This window comes from Pasteurella canis, from assembly GCF_900454865.1.
GTDB classification, from domain to species: Bacteria; Pseudomonadota; Gammaproteobacteria; order Enterobacterales; family Pasteurellaceae; genus Pasteurella; species Pasteurella canis.
Map to the genome: position 1 here is coordinate 440,496 of NZ_UGTV01000015.1, position 25,372 is coordinate 465,867.

At 36.7% G+C, this 25,372-nt stretch carries 18 protein-coding genes and 1 riboswitch; of the genes, 12 read left to right on the top strand and 6 right to left on the bottom strand.

The window, feature by feature from the left end; translation table 11 throughout:
• Positions 1 to 23: 23 nt before the first annotated feature.
• On the bottom strand, positions 24 to 2,462 hold the full coding sequence (locus DYE19_RS02730; RefSeq protein ID WP_115322526.1) for a TonB-dependent receptor plug domain-containing protein: 2,439 nt from the start codon (positions 2,460 to 2,462) through the stop codon (positions 24 to 26).
• Positions 2,463 to 2,687: 225 nt separating this feature from the next.
• On the opposite strand from DYE19_RS02730, the gene cmk reads away from it, so the two are divergent.
• The 7 genes from cmk (at position 2,688) to yciH (ending at position 8,118) form a co-directional block, all read left to right on the top strand.
• Positions 2,688 to 3,371 carry a (d)CMP kinase gene (gene cmk / locus DYE19_RS02735; RefSeq protein WP_049213944.1) on the top strand — a complete coding sequence of 228 codons (684 nt, stop codon included), beginning with the start codon at positions 2,688 to 2,690 and terminating at the stop codon, positions 3,369 to 3,371.
• A 105-nt stretch (positions 3,372 to 3,476) separates the two neighbouring features.
• Positions 3,477 to 5,126 (top strand): 30S ribosomal protein S1, encoded by a 1,650-nt coding sequence (gene rpsA, locus DYE19_RS02740; RefSeq protein ID WP_049213945.1) that lies wholly within the window; start codon positions 3,477 to 3,479, stop codon positions 5,124 to 5,126.
• 75 nt (positions 5,127 to 5,201) lie between these two features.
• Positions 5,202 to 5,486 carry an integration host factor subunit beta gene (locus tag DYE19_RS02745; RefSeq protein ID WP_049213946.1) on the top strand — a complete coding sequence of 95 codons (285 nt, stop codon included), beginning with the start codon at positions 5,202 to 5,204 and terminating at the stop codon, positions 5,484 to 5,486.
• A gap of 95 nt (positions 5,487 to 5,581) precedes the next feature.
• Positions 5,582 to 5,875, top strand: a complete 294-nt coding sequence (locus DYE19_RS02750) for a LapA family protein (protein WP_115322527.1) — start codon at positions 5,582 to 5,584, stop codon at positions 5,873 to 5,875.
• Entirely contained in the window at positions 5,875 to 7,053 is a 1,179-nt protein-coding gene (gene lapB, locus DYE19_RS02755) for a lipopolysaccharide assembly protein LapB (protein WP_115322528.1), read from the top strand. The genes DYE19_RS02750 and lapB overlap by 1 nt, the downstream gene beginning before the upstream one ends.
• Before the next feature lie 36 nt (positions 7,054 to 7,089).
• On the top strand, positions 7,090 to 7,788 hold the full coding sequence (pyrF, locus tag DYE19_RS02760) for an orotidine-5'-phosphate decarboxylase (RefSeq protein WP_115322529.1): 699 nt from the start codon (positions 7,090 to 7,092) through the stop codon (positions 7,786 to 7,788).
• Positions 7,789 to 7,797: 9 nt separating this feature from the next.
• Positions 7,798 to 8,118, top strand: coding sequence for a stress response translation initiation inhibitor YciH (gene yciH / locus DYE19_RS02765; protein WP_115322530.1), 321 nt, complete (start codon positions 7,798 to 7,800; stop codon positions 8,116 to 8,118).
• 65 nt (positions 8,119 to 8,183) lie between these two features.
• Here yciH and DYE19_RS11555 read toward each other — a convergent pair whose 3' ends face one another.
• On the bottom strand, positions 8,184 to 8,534 hold the full coding sequence (locus tag DYE19_RS11555; RefSeq protein WP_049213951.1) for a SirB2 family protein: 351 nt from the start codon (positions 8,532 to 8,534) through the stop codon (positions 8,184 to 8,186).
• Positions 8,535 to 8,589: 55 nt separating this feature from the next.
• Complete coding sequence (gyrA, locus tag DYE19_RS02775; protein WP_115322531.1) at positions 8,590 to 11,280, bottom strand: DNA topoisomerase (ATP-hydrolyzing) subunit A; 2,691 nt, start codon at positions 11,278 to 11,280, stop codon at positions 8,590 to 8,592.
• Between the two features lie 152 nt (positions 11,281 to 11,432).
• Here gyrA and ubiG point away from each other — a divergent pair, with 152 nt between their 5' ends.
• Positions 11,433 to 12,161 carry a bifunctional 2-polyprenyl-6-hydroxyphenol methylase/3-demethylubiquinol 3-O-methyltransferase UbiG gene (gene ubiG, locus DYE19_RS02780; protein WP_115322532.1) on the top strand — a complete coding sequence of 243 codons (729 nt, stop codon included), beginning with the start codon at positions 11,433 to 11,435 and terminating at the stop codon, positions 12,159 to 12,161.
• A 128-nt stretch (positions 12,162 to 12,289) separates the two neighbouring features.
• Here the strand turns inward: ubiG and parC are convergent, their stop codons facing one another.
• Positions 12,290 to 14,542, bottom strand: coding sequence for a DNA topoisomerase IV subunit A (gene parC / locus DYE19_RS02785; RefSeq protein WP_115322533.1), 2,253 nt, complete (start codon positions 14,540 to 14,542; stop codon positions 12,290 to 12,292).
• A gap of 337 nt (positions 14,543 to 14,879) precedes the next feature.
• On the bottom strand, positions 14,880 to 16,778 hold the full coding sequence (parE, locus tag DYE19_RS02790) for a DNA topoisomerase IV subunit B (protein ID WP_115322534.1): 1,899 nt from the start codon (positions 16,776 to 16,778) through the stop codon (positions 14,880 to 14,882).
• Positions 16,779 to 16,979: 201 nt separating this feature from the next.
• Between parE and nspC the strand changes: the two genes are divergently transcribed.
• From nspC to DYE19_RS02810, 4 genes are all read left to right on the top strand, one after another.
• On the top strand, positions 16,980 to 18,095 hold the full coding sequence (gene nspC, locus DYE19_RS02795; protein WP_049213994.1) for a carboxynorspermidine decarboxylase: 1,116 nt from the start codon (positions 16,980 to 16,982) through the stop codon (positions 18,093 to 18,095).
• Positions 18,096 to 18,294: 199 nt separating this feature from the next.
• On the top strand, positions 18,295 to 19,533 hold the full coding sequence (locus DYE19_RS02800) for a saccharopine dehydrogenase family protein (protein ID WP_115322535.1): 1,239 nt from the start codon (positions 18,295 to 18,297) through the stop codon (positions 19,531 to 19,533).
• 149 nt (positions 19,534 to 19,682) lie between these two features.
• A complete protein-coding gene (locus tag DYE19_RS02805; protein ID WP_115322536.1) occupies positions 19,683 to 20,600 on the top strand; it encodes a DUF7916 family protein in 918 nt (305 codons plus the stop codon).
• A gap of 37 nt (positions 20,601 to 20,637) precedes the next feature.
• Positions 20,638 to 22,119 carry a class I SAM-dependent methyltransferase gene (locus tag DYE19_RS02810; protein ID WP_115322537.1) on the top strand — a complete coding sequence of 494 codons (1,482 nt, stop codon included), beginning with the start codon at positions 20,638 to 20,640 and terminating at the stop codon, positions 22,117 to 22,119.
• Between the two features lie 69 nt (positions 22,120 to 22,188).
• On the opposite strand, the gene glnE is transcribed toward DYE19_RS02810, so the two are convergent.
• On the bottom strand, positions 22,189 to 25,128 hold the full coding sequence (gene glnE / locus DYE19_RS02815; RefSeq protein ID WP_115322538.1) for a bifunctional [glutamate--ammonia ligase]-adenylyl-L-tyrosine phosphorylase/[glutamate--ammonia-ligase] adenylyltransferase: 2,940 nt from the start codon (positions 25,126 to 25,128) through the stop codon (positions 22,189 to 22,191).
• A 146-nt stretch (positions 25,129 to 25,274) separates the two neighbouring features.
• Positions 25,275 to 25,366: riboswitch (TPP riboswitch) on the top strand.
• The last annotated feature ends 6 nt before the right edge of the window (positions 25,367 to 25,372 follow it).

Here is a 25,372-nt window from a genome sequence, read left to right on the forward strand (position 1 = left end):
GATTTTTTGTGAGAAAAGGTTATTTAAAATTCATAACCTACTTCAAGCCAGAACTCACGACCAGGGGTGTAGATGCTATATTCGGATGTGCTTGAAATAGAAACAGAGCGAATTTTTCGTGTTTTATTTAAGACATTCAGAATATCAGCTTGAACATAGATATTATGTTTACCTGCAAATTTAGGTTGCCAGCGAATACTTGAGTCCCATTGTGTGTGTGTTCCATAGTCAAAAGTACGGAAACGAGGAATACCATCTGGATGATTTATATCAAGCTCATCATACCCTTTAATAGGTGCTTTAATATACACTTTATTTGACCAAGTTAAATCCCAACTAGGCATAGCCATATCAAGACCTAAACGAGCAATCCAGTCTTCAGTATTTGAATTTACTTTTTGTTGCATGGTTTTGCGATTCATTAAGCGTCCATCCAAATACACAGGATCATTTGGATTGAGTGAGTTTGCTAAGTCAGCTCGTTTTGTTTTTAGCCAATCGAATCCTAATGATGCATTCCAGTAAGTTTTCCCTAACTGCCAAGGCTCAATATTATTGATTTGGATAGTGTGGATATCTACTTTATAATTATTCGAATTACTATAGTATTTGGCATATTCAGGACGACCTGTCTTATTGATTTGTTTACGTTTTAAAGTTATGCGGTTTTTGTTTTCACGGTGGATATAGCCTAACTTAAATAACAAGTTACGATATTCTTGCTCAAAGCTTAAGCTTAATTCGTCAGCATAAGGCGTTTTTAAGCGACCAGATAATTGGAAATCGCGAATATTGGTCGTATCTCGATTAATTTTTAAAATTTCATTAGTCAATTTTAGTGAAGCAAAAGAACGTCCATAATAGCGGTTCAAACCTAAACTTAAACGGGTTTCTTCTAGAGGCTTAAATCTTGCAACAAAACGAGGCGCGATATTATTATTTTTTAAATAATCATCACGTTCAAAACGAATACCTGGACGTAATTCAAATTTTTTCCAGCTAATTAAGTCTTCAATATATAAGGCAACATTCTGGTAACGCGTTTTGGCATTCCCTTTAGGTATAATAGAAGTGGTAGAGCCATCGTTATTCGGATACCAAGTAATATTAGAGTCTCCTAATTGTGCTTCACCTATTCTAGAATAAACATCTTTAGGACGATAGAATTTATATCGTGTAAATTGATAAATTCCACCCAATGAAATAGAGTGGGTGAATGAGCCCAAATCAAAGGGTTCAAAGGCATATTCGGTAGAATAATGGAGGTTTTGTTGTGTCAGTTGACTATCTCCATAACCCCCTTTTTCATAATCATATAATATGTCGTAGTTATCATCCATTACACTCACTGTGTCTACGTGATTAGAACTGGAATTGCGTTTATCTTTAAAATGATCGTAGGCTAAGGTATTTGTCCAAACACCAGAGTTAAAGCTACGAATCCAAGCTAATGTTGCACCAAATGCTTTATGGTAGTCAGATACGTTACTATTTACATTGGTTTGAGAATATTTTTCTTCTCGATAATTGGAATAACGGGTACTCAGTTCTAAACGATTATTATCATTAATTGTCCAGTTAAAATTTAAAAGAGCATTATCAGAATCACGAGTATGTGCTTGTTGGTGTAATTGTGCTTCTGTAGAGAAGCCGATGAGACGATATTGATCAATACGTGAGGTACGGCGGCTTAATCCAAACACTAATCCTAAGTTATCAGTTAATCCTTTTTCAGTAACTAAGCTAAAATTATGTTTTGTATATTTAGGTTGTAAATCAGTTGCACCATCCAACCCTGGACGGACTTTGTTTAACACTTTTTTTGAGTCGCCACTTTCTACAAGTTTGCCCCATGAGGAATCAGTTGTGCGATATTTTAATTTAATACCATCTTTACCACTGTATTGTTTTGTTTTTGCAATGACAGCTCCCCCAGTAAATCCACCAAGACTAGCAGAGATATTACTGTCTTGTACTTCAACTTTCGATAACATATTTGCATCAAAGAAATAAGCTTGAGTATGTGAGATGCCAGGTAAAGTTTGCATTGCACCATCAAATAATTCACTTTCAATTGTTAAATCATTATTAACATTCACATTATCTACAAAGTAAGCTGTTTGGTTTGTATCTGCACCATTAATGGAAATATTTTCGGGTTTGATTTCACCGCGTTGTAATCCATTTTGATCGCTATTTTCATAACGTACATGTGGATTTGACCGTAAATAATCAGTAATGTTGCCATTAGTGACAGGTGTTTTTTTCATATCATCCTGACTCACACTTTGTGTTGATGTCATTGATTTATTTTGATCACCGTATACAACAATTTCAGTTAGTATATTGCTTTTTTCTTGGCTTTCTTTTTTTGTATCAGTTTCTGCATGAACAGGTGTGATAGCTGCACAGACCAAAATTGCAATAAGTCCTTTCTTAAATGTTTTTAATTGCGCGTCCATTTTTTTATTCTCTTTTTTATTGAATTGATAACGATTATCAATTTTATTTTTATTTTTGCTTTTTGCAAAGAAAAAAATGAATAAAAATATAACAAGTTGTTTAAAGTTTAATCATTATCAAATTTTTTTAAAAAATAGACTATAGACTATACTGACAATCTCATCAAAATCCTGTGGATTATGGTATGCTTTAGCATAATTTTTAGATAAGAAAGAGTATTCTATATGCAGAAAAATATTGTGATTACTGTTGATGGCCCAAGTGGTGCGGGTAAAGGCACATTATGCTACGCGTTAGCAGAAAAGCTAGGGTTTGCTTTATTAGATAGTGGAGCTATTTATCGTGTCACAGCATTAGCAGCTTTAAAAAAGGATGTTGCATTGGATAATGAAAGTGCGTTAGCTGAGTTAGCGAGAAAATTGGATATTCAATTTTTACCACAAGATGGTGAAGTAAAAATTATCTTAAATGGTGAAAATGTAAGCAGACAAATTCGTACTCAAGAAGTGGCTGAAGCAGCCTCTAAAATTGCTGTTTTTCCAAAAGTACGAGCAGCATTACTGCAACTTCAACAAGATTTTTCGACTATAAAAGGTTTAATTGCAGATGGGCGAGATATGGGGACGGTGGTTTTCCCACAAGCTCAAGTGAAATTATTTTTGGATGCAAGTGCGGAAGAAAGAGCAAAAAGACGCTATAAACAGTTGCAAAATAAAGGGATTAGTGGTAACTTTGACCAGATTTTAGCCGAGATAAAAGATCGTGACTTTCGTGATAGAAATCGCACAGTTGCGCCCCTCAAACCTGCTGAAGATGCTTTATTGTTGGATAGCACGACATTAACAATTGATGAAGTGATTCAACAAGCAATAAATTATATTCAGCAACATCTTGATATTAAAGCTTAAATTATTTTTAACCGTTTATCCAGGGAAGGATGAACATGTATTCTCAACCCCACATTCAACGGATTTTGAAGTGGACGTTATTATATTTTAAATTGAAGATTAATTATGACTGAATCTTTTGCTCAACTATTTGAAGAATCATTAAAAGAACTTGAAACCCGTCAAGGTTCTATCGTTAGCGGTACTGTTGTTGCTATTCAAAAAGGCTTTGTGCTTGTTGACGCTGGTTTAAAATCTGAATCAGCAATCCCTGTTGAAGAATTCTTAAACGCACAAGGCGAATTAGAAGTTCAAGTTGGTGATGTAGTTAATGTTGCGTTAGACGCTGTTGAAGATGGTTTCGGCGAAACCAAACTTTCTCGTGAAAAAGCAGTTCGTCACGAATCTTGGATTGAGTTAGAAAAAGCATACGAAGAGCAGGCAACTGTTATCGGTTTAATCAACGGTAAAGTGAAAGGTGGCTTCACAGTTGAGTTAAACGGTGTTCGTGCATTCTTACCAGGTTCATTAGTGGATACTCGCCCAGTGCGTGAAACTCTACACTTAGAAGGTAAAGAGTTAGAGTTCAAGGTTATCAAACTTGACCAAAAACGTAACAACGTTGTTGTTTCTCGTCGTGCTGTAATCGAATCAGAAAATAGCCAAGAACGTGAACAAATTCTTGAGAACTTACAAGAAGGTTCTGAAGTTAAAGGTATCGTTAAGAACTTAACCGACTACGGTGCATTCGTAGATTTAGGTGGTGTTGACGGTTTATTACACATCACTGATATGGCTTGGAAACGTGTTAAACACCCAAGCGAAATCGTCAATGTTGGTGATGAAATTACTGTTAAAGTATTGAAATTTGACAAAGATCGCACTCGCGTATCTTTAGGCTTAAAACAATTAGGTCAAGATCCTTGGGTTGCAATTGCTGAAAATCACCCAGTTAACAGCAAATTAACAGGTAAAGTAACTAACTTAACCGATTATGGTTGTTTCGTTGAAATTTTAGATGGTGTTGAAGGTTTAGTTCACGTTTCTGAAATGGATTGGACAAACAAAAACATCCACCCATCTAAAGTTGTAAGTTTAGGTGATGTTGTTGAAGTCATGGTATTAGAAATTGATGAAGAACGTCGTCGTATTTCTTTAGGTTTAAAACAATGTAAACCTAACCCATGGTTACAATTCGCTGAAACACACAATAAAGGCGACAAAGTTGAAGGTAAAATCAAATCAATCACGGATTTCGGTATCTTCATCGGTCTTGAAGGTGGTATTGACGGTTTAGTTCATTTATCTGACATTTCTTGGAATGTATCTGGTGAAGATGCTGTTCGTAACTACAAAAAAGGTGACGAAGTTGCAGCAGTTGTATTACAAGTCGATGCAGTGAAAGAGCGTATTTCTTTAGGTATTAAACAACTTGAAGAAGATCCATTCAACAACTTCGTAGCAGTAAACAAAAAAGGTGCAGTATTAAGCGCTAAAGTTGTTGAAGCTGATGCGAAAGGTGCAAAAGTTGAATTAGACGGTGGTGTAGAAGGTTATATCCGTGCAGCTGACTTAACAAATGAAGTGAATGCAGGTGATGTAGTTGAAGCGAAATACACTGGCGTTGATCGTAAAGCTCGTATTGTTCACTTATCTGTACGTGCGAAAGACCAAGCTGAAGAAGCAGCAGCAGTTGCAACTGTGAATAATAAGCAAGAAGAAGTTGCTATTCCGAATGCAATGGCTGAAGCATTCAAAGCAGCTAAAGGTGAATAATTAAGTTTCCCTTGTAAAAGTATAGCTAGCGTGAATTATTCACGCTAGCTTTCTATATTAAGTTAGGAGAAAATTATGACTAAATCAGAGCTTATTGAGCGTTTAGTTCAAAAAAATCATTCAATTGCAGCAAAAGATGTTGAAAATGCAGTAAAAGAAATTTTGGACCAAATGTCATTCGCCTTAGAAAACGGTAAGCGTATTGAAGTGAGAGGATTTGGTAGTTTCTCTTTGCATTATCGTCAACCTCGTTTAGGGCGTAATCCTAAAACGGGTGAACAAGTGAAATTAGACGCAAAATCTGTACCGCACTTTAAAGCTGGTAAAGAGCTAAGAGAGCGTGTTGATATTTACGCATAATTTCAACTAACTTTATATAACGACACTTTAAAGTGTCGTTTTTTGTATTTATTTTTGGCATAATGAGAACACTCATTTTTGTCAGGAGATAGTTGATGATTAAATATATTTTGGGATTAATACTTGTACTTGCCATTGTGCTTGTTGCTATCACGATCGGTGCGAACAATGATCAAATCATTAGTTTCAATTATATGGTAGCGCAGAGTGAGTTCCGTTTATCAACTTTAGTTGCGATTTTATTTGGTTTAGGTCTGATTTTAGGTTGGTTAATTAGCGCTCTTTTTTATATCAAATTAAAATTGAAAAATATTTCATTAGCTCGTCAAATTAAACGCCAGACTTTACAAATTAATGAATTAACAGCTCGAGATAAGGTTATTAAATAATGCTCGAGTTACTCTTCCTACTTTTACCTATCGCAGCTGCTTATGGCTGGTATATGGGGCATCGTAGTGCTAAAAAAGATCAGGAAGATATGACCAATAAACTCTCTCGCGATTATGTGACGGGAGTGAATTTTCTATTATCAAATCAACCAGATAAAGCAGTTGATTTATTTCTTGATATCCTACAGAAACAAGAAGCGGAAAATGAAATCGATAGTGCCTCACAATTTGAAGCCGAGTTAACATTAGGTAACCTTTATCGTTCTCGTGGTGAAGTTGACAGAGCACTACGTATTCACCAAGCGCTTGATCGTAGTCCTAATTATACTTTTGAACAAAAGCTGCTAGCTAAACAACAATTAGCAAAAGATTTTATGGCGGTTGGTTTTTATGATCGAGCAGAATCTCTTTATATTATGTTGGTAGATGAGCCAGATTTTGCAGAAAATGCACTACAGCAGCTAGCTGTTATTTATCAAAAAACAAAAGAGTGGAAGAAAGCAATCAATGTTGCAGAAAAGCTTACTAAGATTTCGCCACAGCAAAATAATATTGCATTAGCTCAGTATTATTGTGAATATGCACAAAATCTACCTTCTGATCATAAACAAAATCCAAAAGCGCTATTAGAATCTGCTTTAAAAGTTGCGCCTAATTGTGTTCGTGCATCTATTTTATTAGGTGAAATCTTAATCAAAGAAAAACGATATCAACAAGCCGTTGAAGTGTTAGAAAATGTGCTTGAGCAAAATGCTGCATATGTTGGTGAGGTTTTAAGTCTGTTAAAGGATAGTTATCATAAACTTAATCAATTAGAAAGTTTTGAGCTCTTTTTAATTAAAGCAAGTCGGATTACTAAAAATAGTGCAGTAGAACTTGCCTTATCTGATCTGATAGAAGAAATGGATGGTAGAAGTGCTGCACAAGCAAAACTCTATCAACAGTTAAATCAGCATCCAACAACGTTTTTATTTCACCGTTTTATTCAATATCAGATTAATGATGCAGAAGAAGGACGAGGGAAAGAAAGTCTCGTTTTGCTACATAAAATGGTGGGCGAGCGTATTAGACAAAATTTTGATTACCGTTGTACTAATTGTGGTTATCAAGCCCATAAACTTGCGTGGTGCTGCCCATCATGTCGGCATTGGGAAACTATCAAGCCTATTGAAGATTAACTGAACATAATTAATTGAACACTGAGAGGGAAAATTATGACGAATAAAATTATTGTAGCGCTAGATTATGAAAAGGAAGAAGACGCATTAGCGCTAGTTGATCAAATTGATCCAAGTTTGTGTCGTTTGAAAGTAGGTAAAGAAATGTTTACTACATTGGGCACTAAATTTGTGAAAGAATTACATAATCGTAATTTTGATGTATTTCTCGATCTCAAGTTTCATGATATTCCGAATACAGTAGCAAGAGCGGTGCGTTCTGCAGCAGATTTAGGGGTATGGATGGTAGATTTACATGCAAGTGGTGGTTTACGCATGATGGAAGAAGCAAAAAAAATTCTTGAACCTTATGGCAAAGATGCACCATTGTTGATCAGTGTTACTGTACTCACAAGTATGGAAGATCTTGACCTACTTCAAATAGGTATTAATGCTTCACCAATGGAACAAGTAATTCGTTTAGCCAATTTAACGCAACGTGCAGGACTAGATGGTGTTGTATGTTCACCACAAGAAGTTGAAATTTTACGTGCTAATTGTGGTAAAGATTTCAAATTAATCACACCAGGAATTCGCCCAATTGGCAGTGATTTTGGTGATCAACGTCGTGTGATGACTCCTGCGGGGGCAATTCAAGCAGGCTCTGATTATTTGGTGATTGGTCGTCCAATTACACAAGCAGAGAATCCAGCTGAAGTGCTTAAAGCAATTAATGCATCGTTACCAACAAATTAGTGAAGATCTATGAGTAGTAGTGAATTAGTTTATTCTACCAAGTTAGGCCGAATTAAAGCGGAAAAACCAGAGGTAGTTCGTCCAAAAGGGGATGGTATTGTCCGTATTCAACGCCAAGTAAGCGGTCGTAAAGGCAGCGGTGTTTCTGTGATTACAGGCTTAGATTTATCGGATGCTGAATTAAAATTACTTGCTGCAGAACTTAAAAAACGTTGTGGTTGTGGTGGTTCTGTTAAGAATAGTTCTATTGAAATCCAAGGCGAAAAACGGGATTTACTTAAACAGCTGCTTGAACAAAAAGGATATGTAGTAAAACTCGCGGGCGGATAGCTATTTTTTATAAAAGAAAAGGATTGAATTTAATAGTTTCAATCCTTTTTTGTTTGCTAGCCTATTTAAATAAAATAGGCGATGATTATCACGCACACCAAAGAAAGTATTGAGCTAACAAGATAGGCTTTTTTAAGTTGATAGTCTTTTTTATTGAATGCTTTTATAGACTCCGTAATATACATAATGATCAGTACCATTTTCACAATGAAAAGAGGTTCAAGACTACGATCAGACAGAATAAAAAGAACTATGCCTGTTGCGAGCAATAGTGTGTCAGTTAAGTGTGGTAAAATTTTAAGGAGTGTGTAGTCACGCCAATTTTTACCAGTGGCTACCATTGCCGCTCGTATGAGTAATAGAGCCAGGCTTAGAAATGCACAGATAATATGTGTATAGATTAAGTTAATTATCATAGGTTCCCCACAAATAAAAAAGCAGTAGCAATGTACTGCTTTTATTCAACATTATTTATTCAGCTGAAATGTCTTCAATATCGACCGCACTTTCATTATCGATGACTTCTGGATCTTCATCATCGACTTCACAAACACGTTGTAAACCAACCAAGGTTTCATTTTCGGCGGTACGAATTAAACGCACTCCCTGTGTGTTACGACCAACAATGCTAATCTCACTGACACGTGTGCGGACTAGCGTACCTGCATCGGTAATCAACATGATTTGATCGGCTTCATCTACTTGTGTTGCAGCAACAACTTTGCCATTGCGATCACTCACTTTAATTGAAATGACACCTTTAGTATTACGCGATTTAGTTGGATATTGTTCCAATTCAGTACGTTTACCATAGCCATTTTGTGTTGCTGTCAGAATTGCACCTTCACCTTTAGGAATGACTAATGAAACAACTTTATCAACATTTAAATCCAATACATCGTTTGTGTTGTCATCTGAAATTTCTTCAATTTCGACCGCACTTTCATCTTCAGATATATCGTTAGTGAGTGCTAGTTTGATACCACGTACACCTGTTGCTGCACGCCCCATCGCACGTACAGCACTTTCACTGAAGCGTACTACACGACCTTGAGCAGAGAAGAGCATGATTTCATTGCTACCATCAGTAATATCGACGCCGATTAATTCATCTTCATCACGTAAATTTAATGCAATAATACCACTTGAACGTGGGCGACTAAATTCAGTCAAGGCAATTTTCTTCACAATACCACCTGCAGTTGCCATGACCACGAATTTGTCTTCTTCATAAGCGGTTACTGGTAGAATAGCAGTGATACGTTCATTTTCATCTAAAGGCAAGATATTTACGATTGGGCGACCACGTGCACCACGACTAGCTTGTGGTAATTGATATACTTTCAACCAATATAAGCGTCCACGACTTGAGAAACACAAAATTGTATCATGTGTATTGGCAACAAGTAGGCGTTCAATGAAGTCTTCCTCTTTTGTTTTTGCTGCTGATTTACCCTTACCACCACGACGTTGCGCTTCGTAATCAGTTAATGGTTGGTATTTAACATAACCTTCATGTGAAAGGGTGACAACTACGTCTTCTTGAGCAATTAAGTCTTCAAGATTAATATCTGCAGAACTTGCAGTGATTTCAGTACGACGAGGATCATTAAATTGTTCGCGAATTTGTTCTAATTCTTCGCGTATCACTTCCATTAAACGTTCTGGACTGCGTAAGATATAAAGTAGTTCGCCAATTACATCGAGTAATTTTTTGTATTCATCTAGGATCTCATCATGTCCTAAATTAGTTAATTTTTGTAAGCGTAGATCTAAAATAGCTTGTGCTTGGACTTCTGTTAAATAATACATTCCATCACGGATGCCATATTGTTCTTCTAATTCTTCTGGACGAGCTGCATCAACGCCTGTTGCTGCAAGCATATCGGCGACATTGCCTAATTTCCAAGCTTGAGCAATTAATTCACGTTTTGCTGTTTCAGGGTTTGGTGCTCGACGAATTAATTCAATAATCGGATCAACATTAGCTAATGCGATAGCTAAACCTTCTAAGATATGTGCACGTTCACGTGCTTTACGTAATTCGTATACAGTACGGCGTGTAACTACTTCACGGCGATGTAAGACAAATGCTTCAATAAGCTGTTTTAAATTAAGGAGTTTTGGTTGACCTTTGTCTAAAGCAACAATATTGATCCCAAAAGTCACTTGTAATTGAGTCAGTGCATAAAGATTGTTTAATACCACTTCACCCACGGCATCGCGTTTGATTTTAATTTCAATACGCATACCGTCTTTATCAGATAAGTCAGTAATGGCACTAATGCCTTCAATTTTTTTCTCTTTGACTAGATCAGCAATTTTTTCAATCAGTTTGGCTTTATTAACCTGATAAGGAATTTCATGTACAACGATAGTTTCACTACCTTTTTCGTCTGTTTCTACTTCGGCTTTCGCTCGTACATAAATTTTCCCTCGCCCTGTTTTATAGGCTTCTTCGATTCCTTTACGACCGTTGATTAATGCAGCAGTAGGGAAGTCTGGACCAGGAATATACGTCATTAGCTCATCAATCGTAATCTCATTATTTTCAATATAAGCTAAACAACCGTCTAATACTTCGCCTAGGTTATGTGGAGGAATATTTGTTGCCATCCCAACGGCAATACCTGATGAGCCGTTAACTAAAAGTGCAGGGACTTTAGTGGGTAATACTTCGGGAATTTGTTCAGAACCATCATAGTTTGGTACGAAGTTAACGGTTTCTTTGTCAAGATCAGCTAATAATTCGTGTGCAATTTTAGTCATACGGGCTTCGGTATAACGCATAGCTGCAGCAGCATCACCATCAATCGAACCAAAGTTACCTTGTCCATCAACTAACATATAGCGTAAAGAGAATGGCTGTGCCATGCGTACAAGCGTGTCATAGACTGCACTGTCACCATGAGGGTGATATTTACCGATAACGTCTCCAACGATACGCGCAGATTTACGGTAAGGCTTGTTATACGCGTTACCGCCTTCATGCATAGCAAATAACACACGACGATGTACAGGTTTTAAACCGTCACGTACATCAGGTAACGCACGACCTACGATGACTGACATCGCGTAATCAAGATATGAAGATTTTAGTTCTTCCTCAATGCTGATTGGGCTAATATCTTGATGAATAGTATCTTGGACTGAATCGGTCATTGAAAACTTCCTACTCATTGAGTTTGATTAATCAAAAAATTAGCGGAATTATAGCATAAAATCTGTTGCTTCCCTAATTTTATAGTGAAATTTTATGGGATTTGAGGAATAATAACGCATTGTTTCTATTCAAAATCATAAGAAGAACGCACATGCAAAATATTGATCAGCAAGAACTTGATAAATTTGAAAAAATGGCGAAAAGTTGGTGGGATCCACAAGGGGATTTTAAGCCGATTCATCAACTTAACCCGTTACGTTTAAGTTACATCGCTCAACAAGCGAATGGGTTATTAGGTAAAAAAGTTTTAGATGTTGGCTGTGGTGGCGGTATTTTATCAGAAAGTATGGCAAAACAAGGTGCCAGAGTAACGGGGATTGATATGACATCAGCACCGCTGCAAGTTGCAAAACAGCATGCACAAGAAAGTGGGGTGACTATTGATTATCAACGAACTACGGTTGAAGAATTTTTGCAAAAACAGACCGCACTTCATGGTGAAAATTGGCACACTGAGAAGTTTGATGTCATTACTTGTATGGAGATGTTAGAACATGTGCCAGATCCAAATTCTGTGATTGAAAGCTGTAAGCAATTGCTGAAACCAAACGGTAGCATTTTTTTCTCAACAATTAATCGTACTTTGAAAGCATGGACACTGGTGATCTTGGGCGCGGAATATGTATTAAAAATGCTACCAAAAGGTACCCATGATTATGAAAAATTTATTAAACCTGCTGAATTATTGAATTGGTGCGATGAGTCACAGTTAACTTGTTTAGATATGGTTGGTTATCATTATAATCCACTTACAGGAAAATTTTGGCTCAATAAAGATGTCAGTGCTAACTATATAGCCAGTTTTAAAATCATTTCTTAAGTTTATGAAGCTAGCTTAAAATGAGCTATCTTAATCTTACTAGTAGAAATTGTAGCTAGGCTACAGAGGATTTAAAAATAAGCACCTGAAAAGAGAATCATATCAATCTCATTTTTCAGGTGCATTTTTTATTCACTTTCAGGTGCAATCACTTCAATTTCAGCATGGCTATGTAAGCCACGAGGGAGTTGAGTTCCTTTTCTGCCTCGCTCTGCACGGAATTTTTGCAGTTCTTCAGGTTTTAAGGTGATTTTCCGTTTACCTGAATGGAAAACAAGCGTAGAGTTTTCTCTAATTAATAATAACCGTACGAGCAACTCTGTACGGGCTTTTGCGTTGGCTGCTGGAATTGTCACAATTTTGTTGCCTTTACCTTTAGTCAGTGAGGGTAAATCATTGACTGGAAAGATCAACATTCTGCCAGCTGAAGTCAGTGCGACTAATAAGGCGTTGTTATCAGTAAGCGTTAAGGGCATTAATACTTTAGCGTTTTCAGGTAATGAAATCAGTGCTTTACCTGCTTTATTGCGTGCAACTAAATCCTCAAATTTACAAATAAAGCCATAGCCAGCATCAGATGCCATCAGCAATGCTTGATTTTCATTTTCAATTAAAACATGCTCAATTGTTGCTCCCGATGGTAATGTCAATTTACCTGTTAATGGTTCGCCCTGAGAGCGTGCAGAAGGTAAGCTGAGTGGATCTAATGCATAGCTGCGTCCGGTACTGTCAATAAATACTGCAGGCTGATTACTTTTACCATATGCATGATCAAGATATTTATCACCCGCTTTATAACTGATGTTTTGGACATCAATATCATGGCCTTTAGCGCAACGCACCCAACCCATTTCTGAGAGAATAACGGTTACTGGCTCAGCCGGTGTCATTTCATTTTCCGAAATTGCTTTAGCTTCCGCACGTTCAACTAATGGTGATAAACGTGGACTGGCATAAGTTTTTGCATCTTGCTGAATTTCTTTTTTGATTAATGAATTTAAACGGCGATCAGATCCTAATGTGAGTTGTAAACTATCACGTTCCTCTTCTAAACGTTTTTTTTCTGCTTGTAATTCGTGCTCTTCTAATTTAGCTAAATGACGTAAGCGTAAGTTTAGAATCGCTTCGGCTTGTTCATCTGTTAAACTAAAGCGAGTCATTAATACAGGTTTTGGCTCGTCTTCATGACGGATAATGTGTATCACCTCATCGATATTGAGATATGCAATCATTAAACCTTCAAGAATATGTAAACGTGTTAGGACCTTATCAAGGCGATGCTGGAGGCGACGAGTCACGGTAGTTCGACGGAACTGAAGCCATTCCGTCAGGATTTCGACTAAATTTTTTACAGCTGGCTTATTATCTAAGCCAATCATATTCATATTGACACGATAACTCTTTTCTAAATCAGTAGTTGCAAATAAATGTGCCATTAACGCATCTACATCAACACGATTAGAGCGAGGGACAATAACAATACGAGTGGGATTTTCATGATCGGCCTCATCACGAATATCTTCTACCATAGGTAATTTTTTGGCAGTCATTTGATCCGCGATTTGAGTAATGATTTTTGAAGGCGAGGCTTGATGTGGGAGCGCGGTAATAATAATTTCACCATCTTCTTTTTTCCATACTGCACGCATACGGATAGAACCGCGACCTTGCTCATATAATTTACGAATATCGTCTTTTGATGAGATAATTTCAGCTTCTGTCGGATAATCTGGGCCTTGTACTACACTTAATAAATCATCTAACGTAGCTCTCGGATTCTCAATCAACATAACTGCGGCATCAGCAATTTCATTAATGTTATGTGGTGGGATATCCGTTGCCATTCCTACCGCAATCCCTGTTGTGCCATTCAATAAAATATGTGGCAAACGTGCAGGTAAATATTGTGGTTCAGATAATGTGCCATCAAAGTTAGGTTGATAATCAACAGTACCTTGTCCTAATTCAGACAATAGAACCTCAGCAATTTTTGATAAGCGAGATTCAGTATAACGCATGGCAGCAAAAGATTTGGGATCATCGGGAGCGCCCCAGTTACCTTGCCCATCGACTAAAGGGTAACGATATGAAAAAGGCTGTGCCATTAATACCATTGCTTCATAACAAGCAGAATCTCCATGTGGATGAAATTTTCCCAGTACGTCCCCGACTGTACGTGCAGACTTTTTGTATTTTGCGGCTGCATTCAAGCCTAACTCAGACATAGCGTAAATGATACGGCGTTGGACAGGTTTTAATCCATCGCCAATAAAAGGTAATGCACGATCCATAATGACGTACATGGAATAATTCAAATAAGCTTTTTCGGTGAACTCGCGTAATGGCGTTTGTTCAATACCTTCATAGTTAATTATGTTCATAATGTTATTTTATTTTGAGATTATTTTTTATGTTTTGTATTCGGTTATATCGTTATTTTTCAGTTTTTATATTGAATTTCGCTGGTTGTAATTCTCTTTTTTGTTTGCTTAAAAAAGAACGCAAAAGAAAAAAGGTTATTAGCTAAACAGCTTATCTTCATTGTAAAATTGTCATTTACACAAAATAGATCATTTTTTTCATTGTTTCGCTATTTTATTTGGTTAAAGAATTTTTCTTTATTTACACTCGTTACATGAGAAAATTTAGGTAAAATCTACCGCACTTATCGATTTACTCATCTTTATGTATAAATTTATTTTATTCAGAAATGTCAATTTATACACTCAAGTCAACTTGATCACCTTTTGTTTGCAACCAATTTTTACGATCTTCTGAGCGTTTTTTCGCAAGCAGCATATCCATTAACTCCAAGGTTTCAGCACCTTCATTCTCTTCTTTATGGTAAGTGAGTTGTACTAAACGGCGAGTATTGGGATCCATTGTGGTTTCGCGTAATTGGATCGGATTCATTTCACCGAGTCCTTTAAAACGTTGTACGTTAGGTTTACCTTTTTTATTTTTCAAGCGATCTAAAATCGCTTCTTTTTCTCCTTCATCTAAGGCGTAGAAGATTTCTTTCCCTAGATCTATACGATAGAGTGGAGGCATGGCGACATAAACATGGCCATTTTGTACTAATTTAGGGAAATGACGTAAAAATAAAGCGCAGAGTAATGTCGCAATATGTAAGCCATCGGAGTCAGCATCGGCAAGGATACACACTTTACCATAGCGTAGTTGAGAGAGATCTTCACTATCAGGATCAATACCTAGTGCAACAGCAATATCATGAATTTCATTAGAAGATAGCACTTGTTCAGAAGACACTTCCCATGTATTTAAAATTTTGCCACGCAAAGGTAATATTGCTTGATATTCACGATCACGAGCTTGTTTGGCAGACCCACCTGCTGAGTCACCTTCTACAAGAAATAATTCAGTTTTTGCTAAATCTTGTTGACTACAATCAGCAAGCTTACCAGGTAATGCAGGACCACTGACTAATTTTTTACGCACTACTTTTTTGGTGGCGCGTAAACGACGTTGTGCTGAGCTAATGGCAATTTCAGCAAGCTGTTCGGCTTGTTGTACATTTTGGTTTAACCACAAGCTAAACGCATCTTTAACTACACCGCTGACAAAAACAGCACTTTGGCGTGAGGATAAGCGTTCTTTGGTTTGCCCTGCAAATTGAGGATCTTGCATTTTAAGAGACAGAACGTATGCACAACGTTCCCAAATGTCGTCTGCCGTTAATTTTACACCGCGTGGCAATAAGTTACGAAATTCACAGAACTCACGCATTGCATCAAGTAAACCTTGGCGTAGACCGTTAACATGTGTTCCACCTTGAATAGTTGGAATGAGATTAACATAACTTTCGCCTAATAATTCACCGCCTTCAGGTAACCATAATAACGCCCAACTGACAGCTTCTGTATTGCCTTTGAAATCACCAATAAAAGGTTTTTCGGGAAGAGTAACGAAACCATCCACTGCTTCACTTAAATAATCTGCTAACCCATCTTCATATAGCCAGCAGTCTTCAGTATTATTAACTTTATCAATAAATTTAATTTCTAGACCTGAACACAGTACTGCTTTCGCGCGTAATAAATGTCGTAAGCGTGATACTGAGAATTTATCGCTATCAAAATATTTTGGATTGGGTTTGAAATGAACAGTAGTACCTGTATTGCGTCGACCACAAGTACCAATGACTTCAAGTTCTTCTACTTTCACACCATTTTCAAAGGCAATTTTATATACTTCTCCATTGCGTTTTACTGTGACGTCAACACGTTCAGACAATGCATTGACCACGGAAATACCCACACCGTGTAAACCACCTGAAAACTCATAATTTTTATTGGAGAATTTACCACCAGCGTGCAGTTTAGTGAGTATGACTTCAACACCTGAGACTTTTTCAATAGGATGAATATCTACAGGCATTCCCCTTCCATTATCAATGACTTCAAGGGATTGATCCTTATGCAAAATCACTTCAATTTTTGTTGCATGCCCTGCTAATGCTTCATCAACACTGTTATCAATGACCTCTTGACCTAAATGGTTTGGGCGAGTGGTATCTGTATACATACCTGGACGTAACTGTACAGGTTCAAGATCTTTTAATACGGTGATTTCGTGTGCTGAATAATTGGTTGTCATAATCGTTTGTTATATTTATCTATTTTTATCGTCAAAATTGACCAGATTCTAGCAAAAAAAGCATATTTTTGCACTATGGCATATTTATTCAAAAAAGAACAATAAATAATGGGGAAAACGATTGCTCATTAATTGGAGTTGGCTATAATGGCTAGCTTTAATTTTTATGAATAAATGAGTAAAAAAGGGGTTAAAAATAAAATGACTGAATTACAAACACCTTATTATCTGATTGATAAAAGTAAGCTGTTACGTAACATGGAAAAAATCGCCTATTTACGTGAAAAGTCAGGTGCAAAAGCATTACTTGCCTTGAAGTGTTTTGCGACATGGGGGGTGTTTGATTTTATGAGTCAATTTATGGATGGCACAACTTCATCATCATTATATGAGGTAAAGCTTGGTAAAGAAAAGTTTGGTGGTGAAACCCACGCTTACAGCGTTGCTTATTCAAATGAGGAAATTGATGAAGTGGTCGCGAATGCAGATAAAATTATTTTTAATTCCATTAATCAGTTACAACGCTTTGCAGATCGTACTGGGGATTTACCACGTGGATTACGTGTGAATCCTCGTGTCAGTACGTCAAGTTTCTTACTTGCTGATCCTGCACGTCCACATAGTCGTTTAGGGGAATGGGATATTCATAAAATCCGTGAAATCATGCCTTTAATAAATGGTTTTATGTTTCATAATAATTGTGAAAATGAAGATTTCGATAAATTTTGCGAGATGCTTGATCGCATTGAAAATGAATTTGGCGAATTATTACACCAAGTGAAATGGGTCAGTCTTGGAGGAGGCATTCATTTTACTGGTGAAAATTATCCATTAGAGGCATTTGCAGAACGTTTAAAACAGTTTTCTGATAAGTTCGCTGTACAAGTATACCTGGAGCCAGGTGAAGCTTCGATTACGCTAAGTACAAGTTTAGAAGTCACGGTGTTAGATGTTTTAAATAACGGTAAAGAATTAGCGATTGTGGATGCGGCAACAGAAGCACATATGCTAGATTTATTAATTTATCGCTCCGAAGCGAAATTATTGCCAGATGCCTTCAAAGGCAAAGGTGAATATGAATATATGGTTTGTGGTAAATCTTGTTTGGCTGGTGATATTTTTGGTGAATATCATTTTGAAAAACCATTAAAAATTGGTGATCGCATCTCATTTTGTGATGCGGCTGGTTATACCATGGTGAAGAAAAACTGGTTCAATGGTGTAAATATGCCAGCCATTGTGATTAAAGAACTTGATGGTTCAGTTCGAGTGGTAAAAGAATTTGGCTATCAAGATTATGTTGAGAGTCTATCTTAATAATGAATAAGAAGTGCGGTTGATGTTAGCAAAATTTTGTTAAAACAGACCGCACTTTTTCGGTTTAACTTTATCGTATTGGATGATAAAGCTATCTCTGCCCTGATATTGACTTTTTAGGTTTTCAATATGTATCAGGTTTTTATTAACGCCTATGCCGATCCTTTAGCAAGCTCGGTACTTGGGAGGAAAATGCTAAATGAAAAAAAATGTTTTGGTTATTGGTGCGGGTGGCGTATCACAAGTTGTGGTACATAAATGCGCGCAACATAATGATGTACTTGGTAAAATCTCTCTTGCTTCACGCAAAATTGAAAAATGCCAAGCCATTGCGGAAAGTGTGGTAGAAAAAGGTAATTTTAAACTACCAGCGACCATTGAATGCTTTGAAATTGATGTATTTGACGTAGAAGCGACGAAAGCATTAATTCAAAAAACAGAATCACAAATTGTGATTAATGTGGGGCCATCATTTGTCAATATGTCCGTATTACAAGCTTGTATTGAAACTGGTGCTGCATATATTGATACCGCAATGCACGAAGATCCAAGTAAAGTTTGCGAAACACCACCTTGGTATGCAAACTATGAATGGAAACGTCGTGAGTTATGTAAACAAAACAATGTGACTGCAATTTTAAGTGCAGGCTTTGATCCTGGGGTTGTTAATGCCTATGCCGCATATGCAGTCAATGATGAGTTTGATAGCGTAGATAGTATTGATATTATTGATATTAACGCAGGGAGCCACGGTCGTTATTTTGCTACTAACTTTGATCCAGAAGTGAATTTTCGTGAGTTTACAGGGACAGTTTGGAGTTGGCAAAATAGTCAATGGGTAGCTAACAAGATGTTTGAAGTGAAGCGTACGGATGATCTGCCAATAGTTGGTATGCAAAATTCTTACTTGACAGGTCATGAAGAGCTACACTCGTTATCAACACATTTAAATGTCCCAAATATCCGTTTTTGGATGGGCTTTGGTGAGCATTATATTAATGTATTTAATGTACTGAAGAATCTGGGGTTATTATCGGTTCATCCTGTAAAAACCGCTGAAGGTTTAGAGGTGATTCCAATTAAGGTTGTGAAAGCCGTGTTGCCAGATCCAGCGTCTTTAGCACCAACATATACTGGTAAAACCTGTATTGGTAATTTGGTGAAAGGTAAAAAAGACGGTAAAGAGAAAGAAATTTTTATTTATAACGTCGCAGATCACAAAGAAGCTTATGAAGAAGTCGGTAGCCAAGGCATTTCCTATACTGCCGGAGTGCCAGCGGTAGCCGCTGCATTACTCATTGCCACAGGTGAATGGGATGTCGGTGAGATGTGTAATGTTGAGCAGCTTGATCCAAAACCATTTTTGAATCTTTTAAACAACATTGGCTTGCCAAACCGTATTAAAGATGAAAATGGTGATCGTGAATTAGTATTTTAACAGATATTAAGAATGAGAAGGTGCGAGTAATGACTCGCACTTTTTTTCAAATTGCTAAAAATAGAGAAAAACAGACCGCACTTTCTTTCGTCAATTCGGCTTGTTACAATGCAAACATGTTTAAATGAACACACTTAAGAGATGAACTTATGAAACGACTACTTGACTGTACTGCTACAGATTTCAAACAAATGAATGGACAACAATTAAAACAAGCTATTCGTGCGAGTGAAGGGCGAGTGATGCTGTCAGAAAACATGGTAGCGGTTCAACCTTTATATCCGAATATAACGAATTCTGAATTAGCCGCAGCATTTGGTGCCGACTTGATTTTATTGAATTTGTTTGATGTTTTTCAACCACATGTTAATGGATTAGAATGTGATAAAGCAGATCAAACGATTCATACTTTAAAGCAATTAATTGGTCGCCCAATTGGTATTAATTTAGAACCTGTAGACATCAATGCAGAACAAATAGAAGCCCTAGATACGATAGCAACGGGACGAATTGCGACAACCGAATCTTTACAGCAAGCAAAAAAATTAGGTTTTGATTTTATTTGTTTAACAGGTAATCCCAAAACTGGAGTAACCAATCAGGAAATTGTCAATGCGATTAAACGTGCTAGAGCTGTTTTCGGTGAAGAGGGGTTGATTATTGCAGGTAAAATGCATGGTGCTGGTGTCGCAAATGAAACGGGCAGTAACATCATCTCACAACAGGATTTAGCTAATTTTATTGAAGCAGGTGCAGATATCATTCTACTTGCCGCACCTGGGACAGTACCTGGTATGACGGTCGAGAAAGTAGAAAAATATGTCCAGTTTATTCATGCCAAGGGCGCATTAGCCTTACTTGCCATTGGAACCAGTCAAGAAGGGGCTGATGAAGCCACTATTCGCCAAATTGCGTTAAACAGTAAAATGGCAGGCGCAGATATTTACCATATTGGCGATGCGGGTTTCTATGGTATTGCTGTGCCTGAAAATATTATGACTTATTCGATTGCTATTCGTGGGCGTCGTCATACTTATGTCCGTATGGCTATGTCAGTTAATCGTTAGGTCTATTTGTTAATTTGAATGAAAATAAGTATAAAAAATGGAAAAGACGGATTTAATTAAAGAAAGCTATAATGAGCTACCTTATGCTTCAAAAGGTTTTTCACATACTTTGCCAGAAAGACAAAAAGCAGTACTGACTTTGCTCGGGTTTAAAACACCTGATATTACCCAAGCAAATGTTTTAGAAATAGGTTGTGGTTTTGGTGGCAATATCATTTGTAGTGCGTTTATTCATGATAAAGCACATTTCATTGGCGTTGATTTATCTGAAACACAGATTGAAGGTGGGAGACAAATTGTTGAGCAATTAGGTCTAAATAATGTAGAGCTTCTTTGCCAAGATATTTCCTATTTCGAGAACCTATCTGTTAAGTTTGATTATATTATTTGTCATGGCGTATTTAGCTGGGTACCTGAATCTGTCCGTATCAAAATTTTACAGCTAATAAAATCCCATTTAGCTGAAAATGGCTCAGCAACGATTTCTTATAACACTTATCCAGGTTGGAAATCTTTAGAAGTGTTAAAAGATATGATGAAGTTTAGAGTCAATGTGTTAGAGGAAAATGATCACTCTTTTTCGCCTTTAGAAAAAGTCGCCTATGGTAAAGGTACTGCTGAGTTTTTAAGTCAATATTCTTTTGGTGATAAACAATTAAAAGAGTCAGCAGATAGCCTTAAAACGAAAGATGATCATTATATTTACCATGAGTATTTTGAAGAATATAACCATCCTTTTTATTTATATGACTTTAATCGATTATTAGAACAATATGGACTAGCTCATATTTGTGATTCCACAGTTGGAGCAAGCTTCCCTATTTTTAAAGATGATAATATTGAAGAAATGATTGACAATGAATGTGGTGATAATCATTTACTTAAGGAGCAATATTACGATTATTTGCTAAATAGACAATTTAGAACCAGTATTGTGACGCATTTAGAAAATAAAGAAAAATGTAATATTTCTCGTACAATTAAGATTGAACATTTAAATCAGTTACATATTCGCGCCAGTTTAGGCAGCGAGTCTACTTCGAAAGTAGCGCTGAAATTAAAGGAGCTTTATCCAAATTCAATCAATGTAGCTGATTTTATCAATACTTATTTTGCAGATCATCGAGAAGAAGGATATTCTTCAATTTTATTAGAAATTTATAATCAATCAATTGAGTTTTATGCAAGAGCACTTGAAGTAAAGTGCTCGGATAAAGTGAAGTTGAAAGAAAAATATCGAAAATATTTTGAATATCACTTATCAACAGATCATCCTATGGTGACCTTGTCTAATTTTGTGGGGAATACTTTAGTGCTGTCAAATAGTGAAATGAAAACGATATTATTATTTGATGGTGTTTTATCAGATAGTGAAGTAGAGCAATACTTATTGGATAAAATTGATGAAGGGATTTTGAGTATTGGGAAAAATTATGAAGGGCAAGATAAACAACAAGTTGTTCGCCAATTTGTTAAAGACGTCCGCTCATTTATTGAAGCAAACTTTATGAATGATTAAATAAGTGTTTGTTTAATTAAAAAGAGGTGCAGTATGCACCTCTTTTATCATATTCATCATAATGTTTCATTAACCTAATAGTTTTGCCCAGATGTGCATAATAAATTCTCGTTCGGTTTGAAATTCTTGTGTGGATACAATAGGAGGAAGTCCTAATAAATTTAAATGATGAATACGATTACGTAGTGTGATATAAGATTGTTTCAATTGTATTGAAACTTCGTCAGAAATGACCGCACTTTCTACCATAATTTCAAAAATACGAACATTATCCGACCAGACTGACAACTCAGGATGTTGTGGCGCATATGCCAACACCAGATACTGTGCAATAAACTCAATATCTGTAATACCGCCACGATCTGTTTTAATATTGAACTGATCCCTCTCTGTATTAGCAAGATGCTCATACATTTTTTCACGCATAGATATGACATCTGTTTTGAGTAGTTGGATATCACGTTGTGCAGAAAGGACTTTTTGACGGATGGTTTTAAATTGCTCACATAAGGATTGCTCGCCATAAACAGCACGACTGCGTACTAGTGCTTGTTTTTCCCAAGTCCAAGCTTCATTTAACTGGTAGTCTTCAAACGCAGAAATCGGGCTACATAATAAGCCTGATTCACCAGAAGGGCGTAAGCGCATATCAATGTCATAAAGAACACCAGCAAAAGTATTCATGCTAAAAATACTGATTATTTTTTGTGCCAAACGTAAGTAGAATTGGTGGCTATCAATACTACGTTTAGCACCAATGGTTTGGCTATTTTCAGCCGATTGGTAGAGAAAGACGAGATCTAAATCAGATTTATAACCTAATTCAATACCACCAAGTTTACCATAACCTACCACTGCAAACCCTTTTTCATTTTCTGCTAAGTGTGCAGGTATACCAAAGCGAGCACTGACTTGTTGCCAAGCAAGATTAACGACAGCTTCGATAATAGCCTCTGCTAGAAATGTAAGGTGATCACTGACTTTCATAACAGGGAGCGCACCAAGGATATCGGCTGCCGCAATACGTAAGAGCGAAGTTTGTTTAAATTGGCGTAGACCATCAATAATCTGTTCTTCATCTTCAGGTGGTAAACGAAGTAAATATTGTTGTAATTCGCTCCGATATTGATCATGTGGAGGTGGATTTAAGAGAGCGTTACGATCAAGTAATTCATCGAGTAAAATAGGGTAACGAGCAACTTGTTCTGCAATCAATTTAGATTGTGAACAAAGCTCAATCAGTTGTGTGAGCACTTGTGGATGTTCTAATAATAACTCTAAATATGTCGTGCGAGTTAAGATTTTTTCTATAATATTGAGAATGCGAGGTAAAAGTGTATTGTATGCCTGATGAGCAAAAATGTGTTGCAGTAAATGTGGTAATAATTGATTTAGCACCTCACGTCCGCGTGTACCAATTGGACGGCGAGATAAATCATGACGAAATTGTATTAATATATCAATAATATTATCCATATCTTGCAAATTGACTTGATTTTCAATGAGCATTTGCTCAATTTCATTTTGCTCTAAATCTGCATCAAGGAAATCATTCCATAATTGCGTTGTTTCGCTGATGTCCTCTTTTTCTTCACCAATTAAATGGTTAAAAACAGCTCGCACGTTTTGTTGATGTCGAGATAGTACAGCATAAAAACTTTGCCAATCTGAAATTGGATAGACCACATTCTCTGCTTTACCATGATGATCTAATTGGGTGAATGTGCGAGTTGCTTCAACTAAACGAAGGCGATCTAACTCATTTTCAGGTAGCTGTTGTGTTTGTTGGTCATGAATCGCTTGCAGTATATTCTCAGTACGACGTAAAAATAAATAAGCCAGCTGCAAATCGTCTTTTTGTTGAGGAGTAATGAGTGAGAGTTTACTAATTTCAGGCAGCAATTTTAATAATTCATGTTGTTGTAGTCGAATTTCTCGTCCACCTCGAATCAACTGGAAAACCTGCACGATGAACTCAATTTCTCGAATACCACCTGCGCCAAGTTTGATGTTATCAATTAAACCACGACGGCGTACTTCACGTTCAATTTTACTTTTCATTTCTCGTAAAGATTGAATCACACTAAAGTCAATATAACGACGATACACAAAAGGGCGGAGGAGTTGCTGTAAGAGCTTGACATTAGGATCTTGCGGACTTGCACCTAAAATACGCCCTTTGATCATGGCATAGCGTTCCCAATCTCGGCCTTGTTCTTGGTAATATTGTTCTAATGCATTAAAACTCAATGCAAGTGCGCCATTTTCACCAAAAGGGCGTAGTCGCATATCTGTTCGGTATACAAAACCATCACTTGTATATTGATCTAGTGCATTAATTAAGCGTTGTCCTAAGCGAGTAAAAAATTTAGTATTTTCAATACTTCTTCTTGCCCCAACTGTTTCCCCATTACTTGGATAAGTAAAAATCAAATCAATATCGGAAGAAAAATTGAGTTCAAAGCCACCAAGCTTACCCATGCCTAGAATATATAATCGTTGTGCACAGCCTTCTGCATCGACTGGTGTGCCCATCTCTTCACATGCGCGTTCGTATAACCAATCTCGCGTAGCAATAATTACACTTTCAGCGAGTTGGGATAAACGAATAAAAATTTCTTCTACTGTACCTAAATTTAAACTTTGGCAAAAACTTAGCTTTGCCATTTCTCGATTACGAAATTGTCGCAGGATTTTGTAAAGTTGTTCTTCGGACTCTATCGTAGAGAGGCACTTTGTTAAACGTTCAGTGTACTCAGAACAATCTGATAAAGTGATTGGGTTCTGCCAACATTGATGTAAAAAGTGCGGTTGTTTTTTTAATGTTTCTGTAAAAAAATCAGAGAAACAAATCGCCGTATAAAGTTGTCCGATAGCTGTTTGAGGATCATTTTTCTGTTGAGCAATTTGCTGAAAAATCGATGTATTATAGTGTTCAGGAAAATTCTGAAGTAAATTTTCAGCAAGTTGTTTGAGTGTGTGATCAAATTGAGCAAGGGAGAATGGCATAAACTATCCTATGATTAAAGAATAAAGGTCAATAATCCTAAGCCAATGAGTTTAATGGCTCACTGTCTGACTTTAGCATGAAACGGCAGTTTTTTATATTGTAGAAAATAAATCTTGTTCTTTTTCTACGAAATATTATAGACTTATTCACCTAGTCGGGGTGCTGATAATAAGCTGAGATAATACCCGTGAACCTGATGCAGTTAATACTGACGTAGGAAACTAACAGTCATTATTGCTGTGT

Excerpts from the sequence above, each read along its gene's own strand:
- DYE19_RS02730 (WP_115322526.1), bottom strand. The coding sequence starts at position 2,462 with ATGGACGCGCAATTAAAAACATTTAAGAAAGGACTTATTGCAATTTTG.
- cmk (WP_049213944.1), top strand. The coding sequence starts at position 2,688 with ATGCAGAAAAATATTGTGATTACTGTTGATGGCCCAAGTGGTGCGGGT.
- rpsA (WP_049213945.1), top strand. The coding sequence starts at position 3,477 with ATGACTGAATCTTTTGCTCAACTATTTGAAGAATCATTAAAAGAACTT.
- DYE19_RS02745 (WP_049213946.1), top strand. The coding sequence starts at position 5,202 with ATGACTAAATCAGAGCTTATTGAGCGTTTAGTTCAAAAAAATCATTCA.
- DYE19_RS02750 (WP_115322527.1), top strand. The coding sequence starts at position 5,582 with ATGATTAAATATATTTTGGGATTAATACTTGTACTTGCCATTGTGCTT.
- lapB (WP_115322528.1), top strand. The coding sequence starts at position 5,875 with ATGCTCGAGTTACTCTTCCTACTTTTACCTATCGCAGCTGCTTATGGC.
- pyrF (WP_115322529.1), top strand. The coding sequence starts at position 7,090 with ATGACGAATAAAATTATTGTAGCGCTAGATTATGAAAAGGAAGAAGAC.
- yciH (WP_115322530.1), top strand. The coding sequence starts at position 7,798 with ATGAGTAGTAGTGAATTAGTTTATTCTACCAAGTTAGGCCGAATTAAA.
- DYE19_RS11555 (WP_049213951.1), bottom strand. The coding sequence starts at position 8,534 with ATGATAATTAACTTAATCTATACACATATTATCTGTGCATTTCTAAGC.
- gyrA (WP_115322531.1), bottom strand. The coding sequence starts at position 11,280 with ATGACCGATTCAGTCCAAGATACTATTCATCAAGATATTAGCCCAATC.
- ubiG (WP_115322532.1), top strand. The coding sequence starts at position 11,433 with ATGCAAAATATTGATCAGCAAGAACTTGATAAATTTGAAAAAATGGCG.
- parC (WP_115322533.1), bottom strand. The coding sequence starts at position 14,542 with ATGAACATAATTAACTATGAAGGTATTGAACAAACGCCATTACGCGAG.
- parE (WP_115322534.1), bottom strand. The coding sequence starts at position 16,778 with ATGACAACCAATTATTCAGCACACGAAATCACCGTATTAAAAGATCTT.
- nspC (WP_049213994.1), top strand. The coding sequence starts at position 16,980 with ATGACTGAATTACAAACACCTTATTATCTGATTGATAAAAGTAAGCTG.
- DYE19_RS02800 (WP_115322535.1), top strand. The coding sequence starts at position 18,295 with ATGAAAAAAAATGTTTTGGTTATTGGTGCGGGTGGCGTATCACAAGTT.
- DYE19_RS02805 (WP_115322536.1), top strand. The coding sequence starts at position 19,683 with ATGAAACGACTACTTGACTGTACTGCTACAGATTTCAAACAAATGAAT.
- DYE19_RS02810 (WP_115322537.1), top strand. The coding sequence starts at position 20,638 with ATGGAAAAGACGGATTTAATTAAAGAAAGCTATAATGAGCTACCTTAT.
- glnE (WP_115322538.1), bottom strand. The coding sequence starts at position 25,128 with ATGCCATTCTCCCTTGCTCAATTTGATCACACACTCAAACAACTTGCT.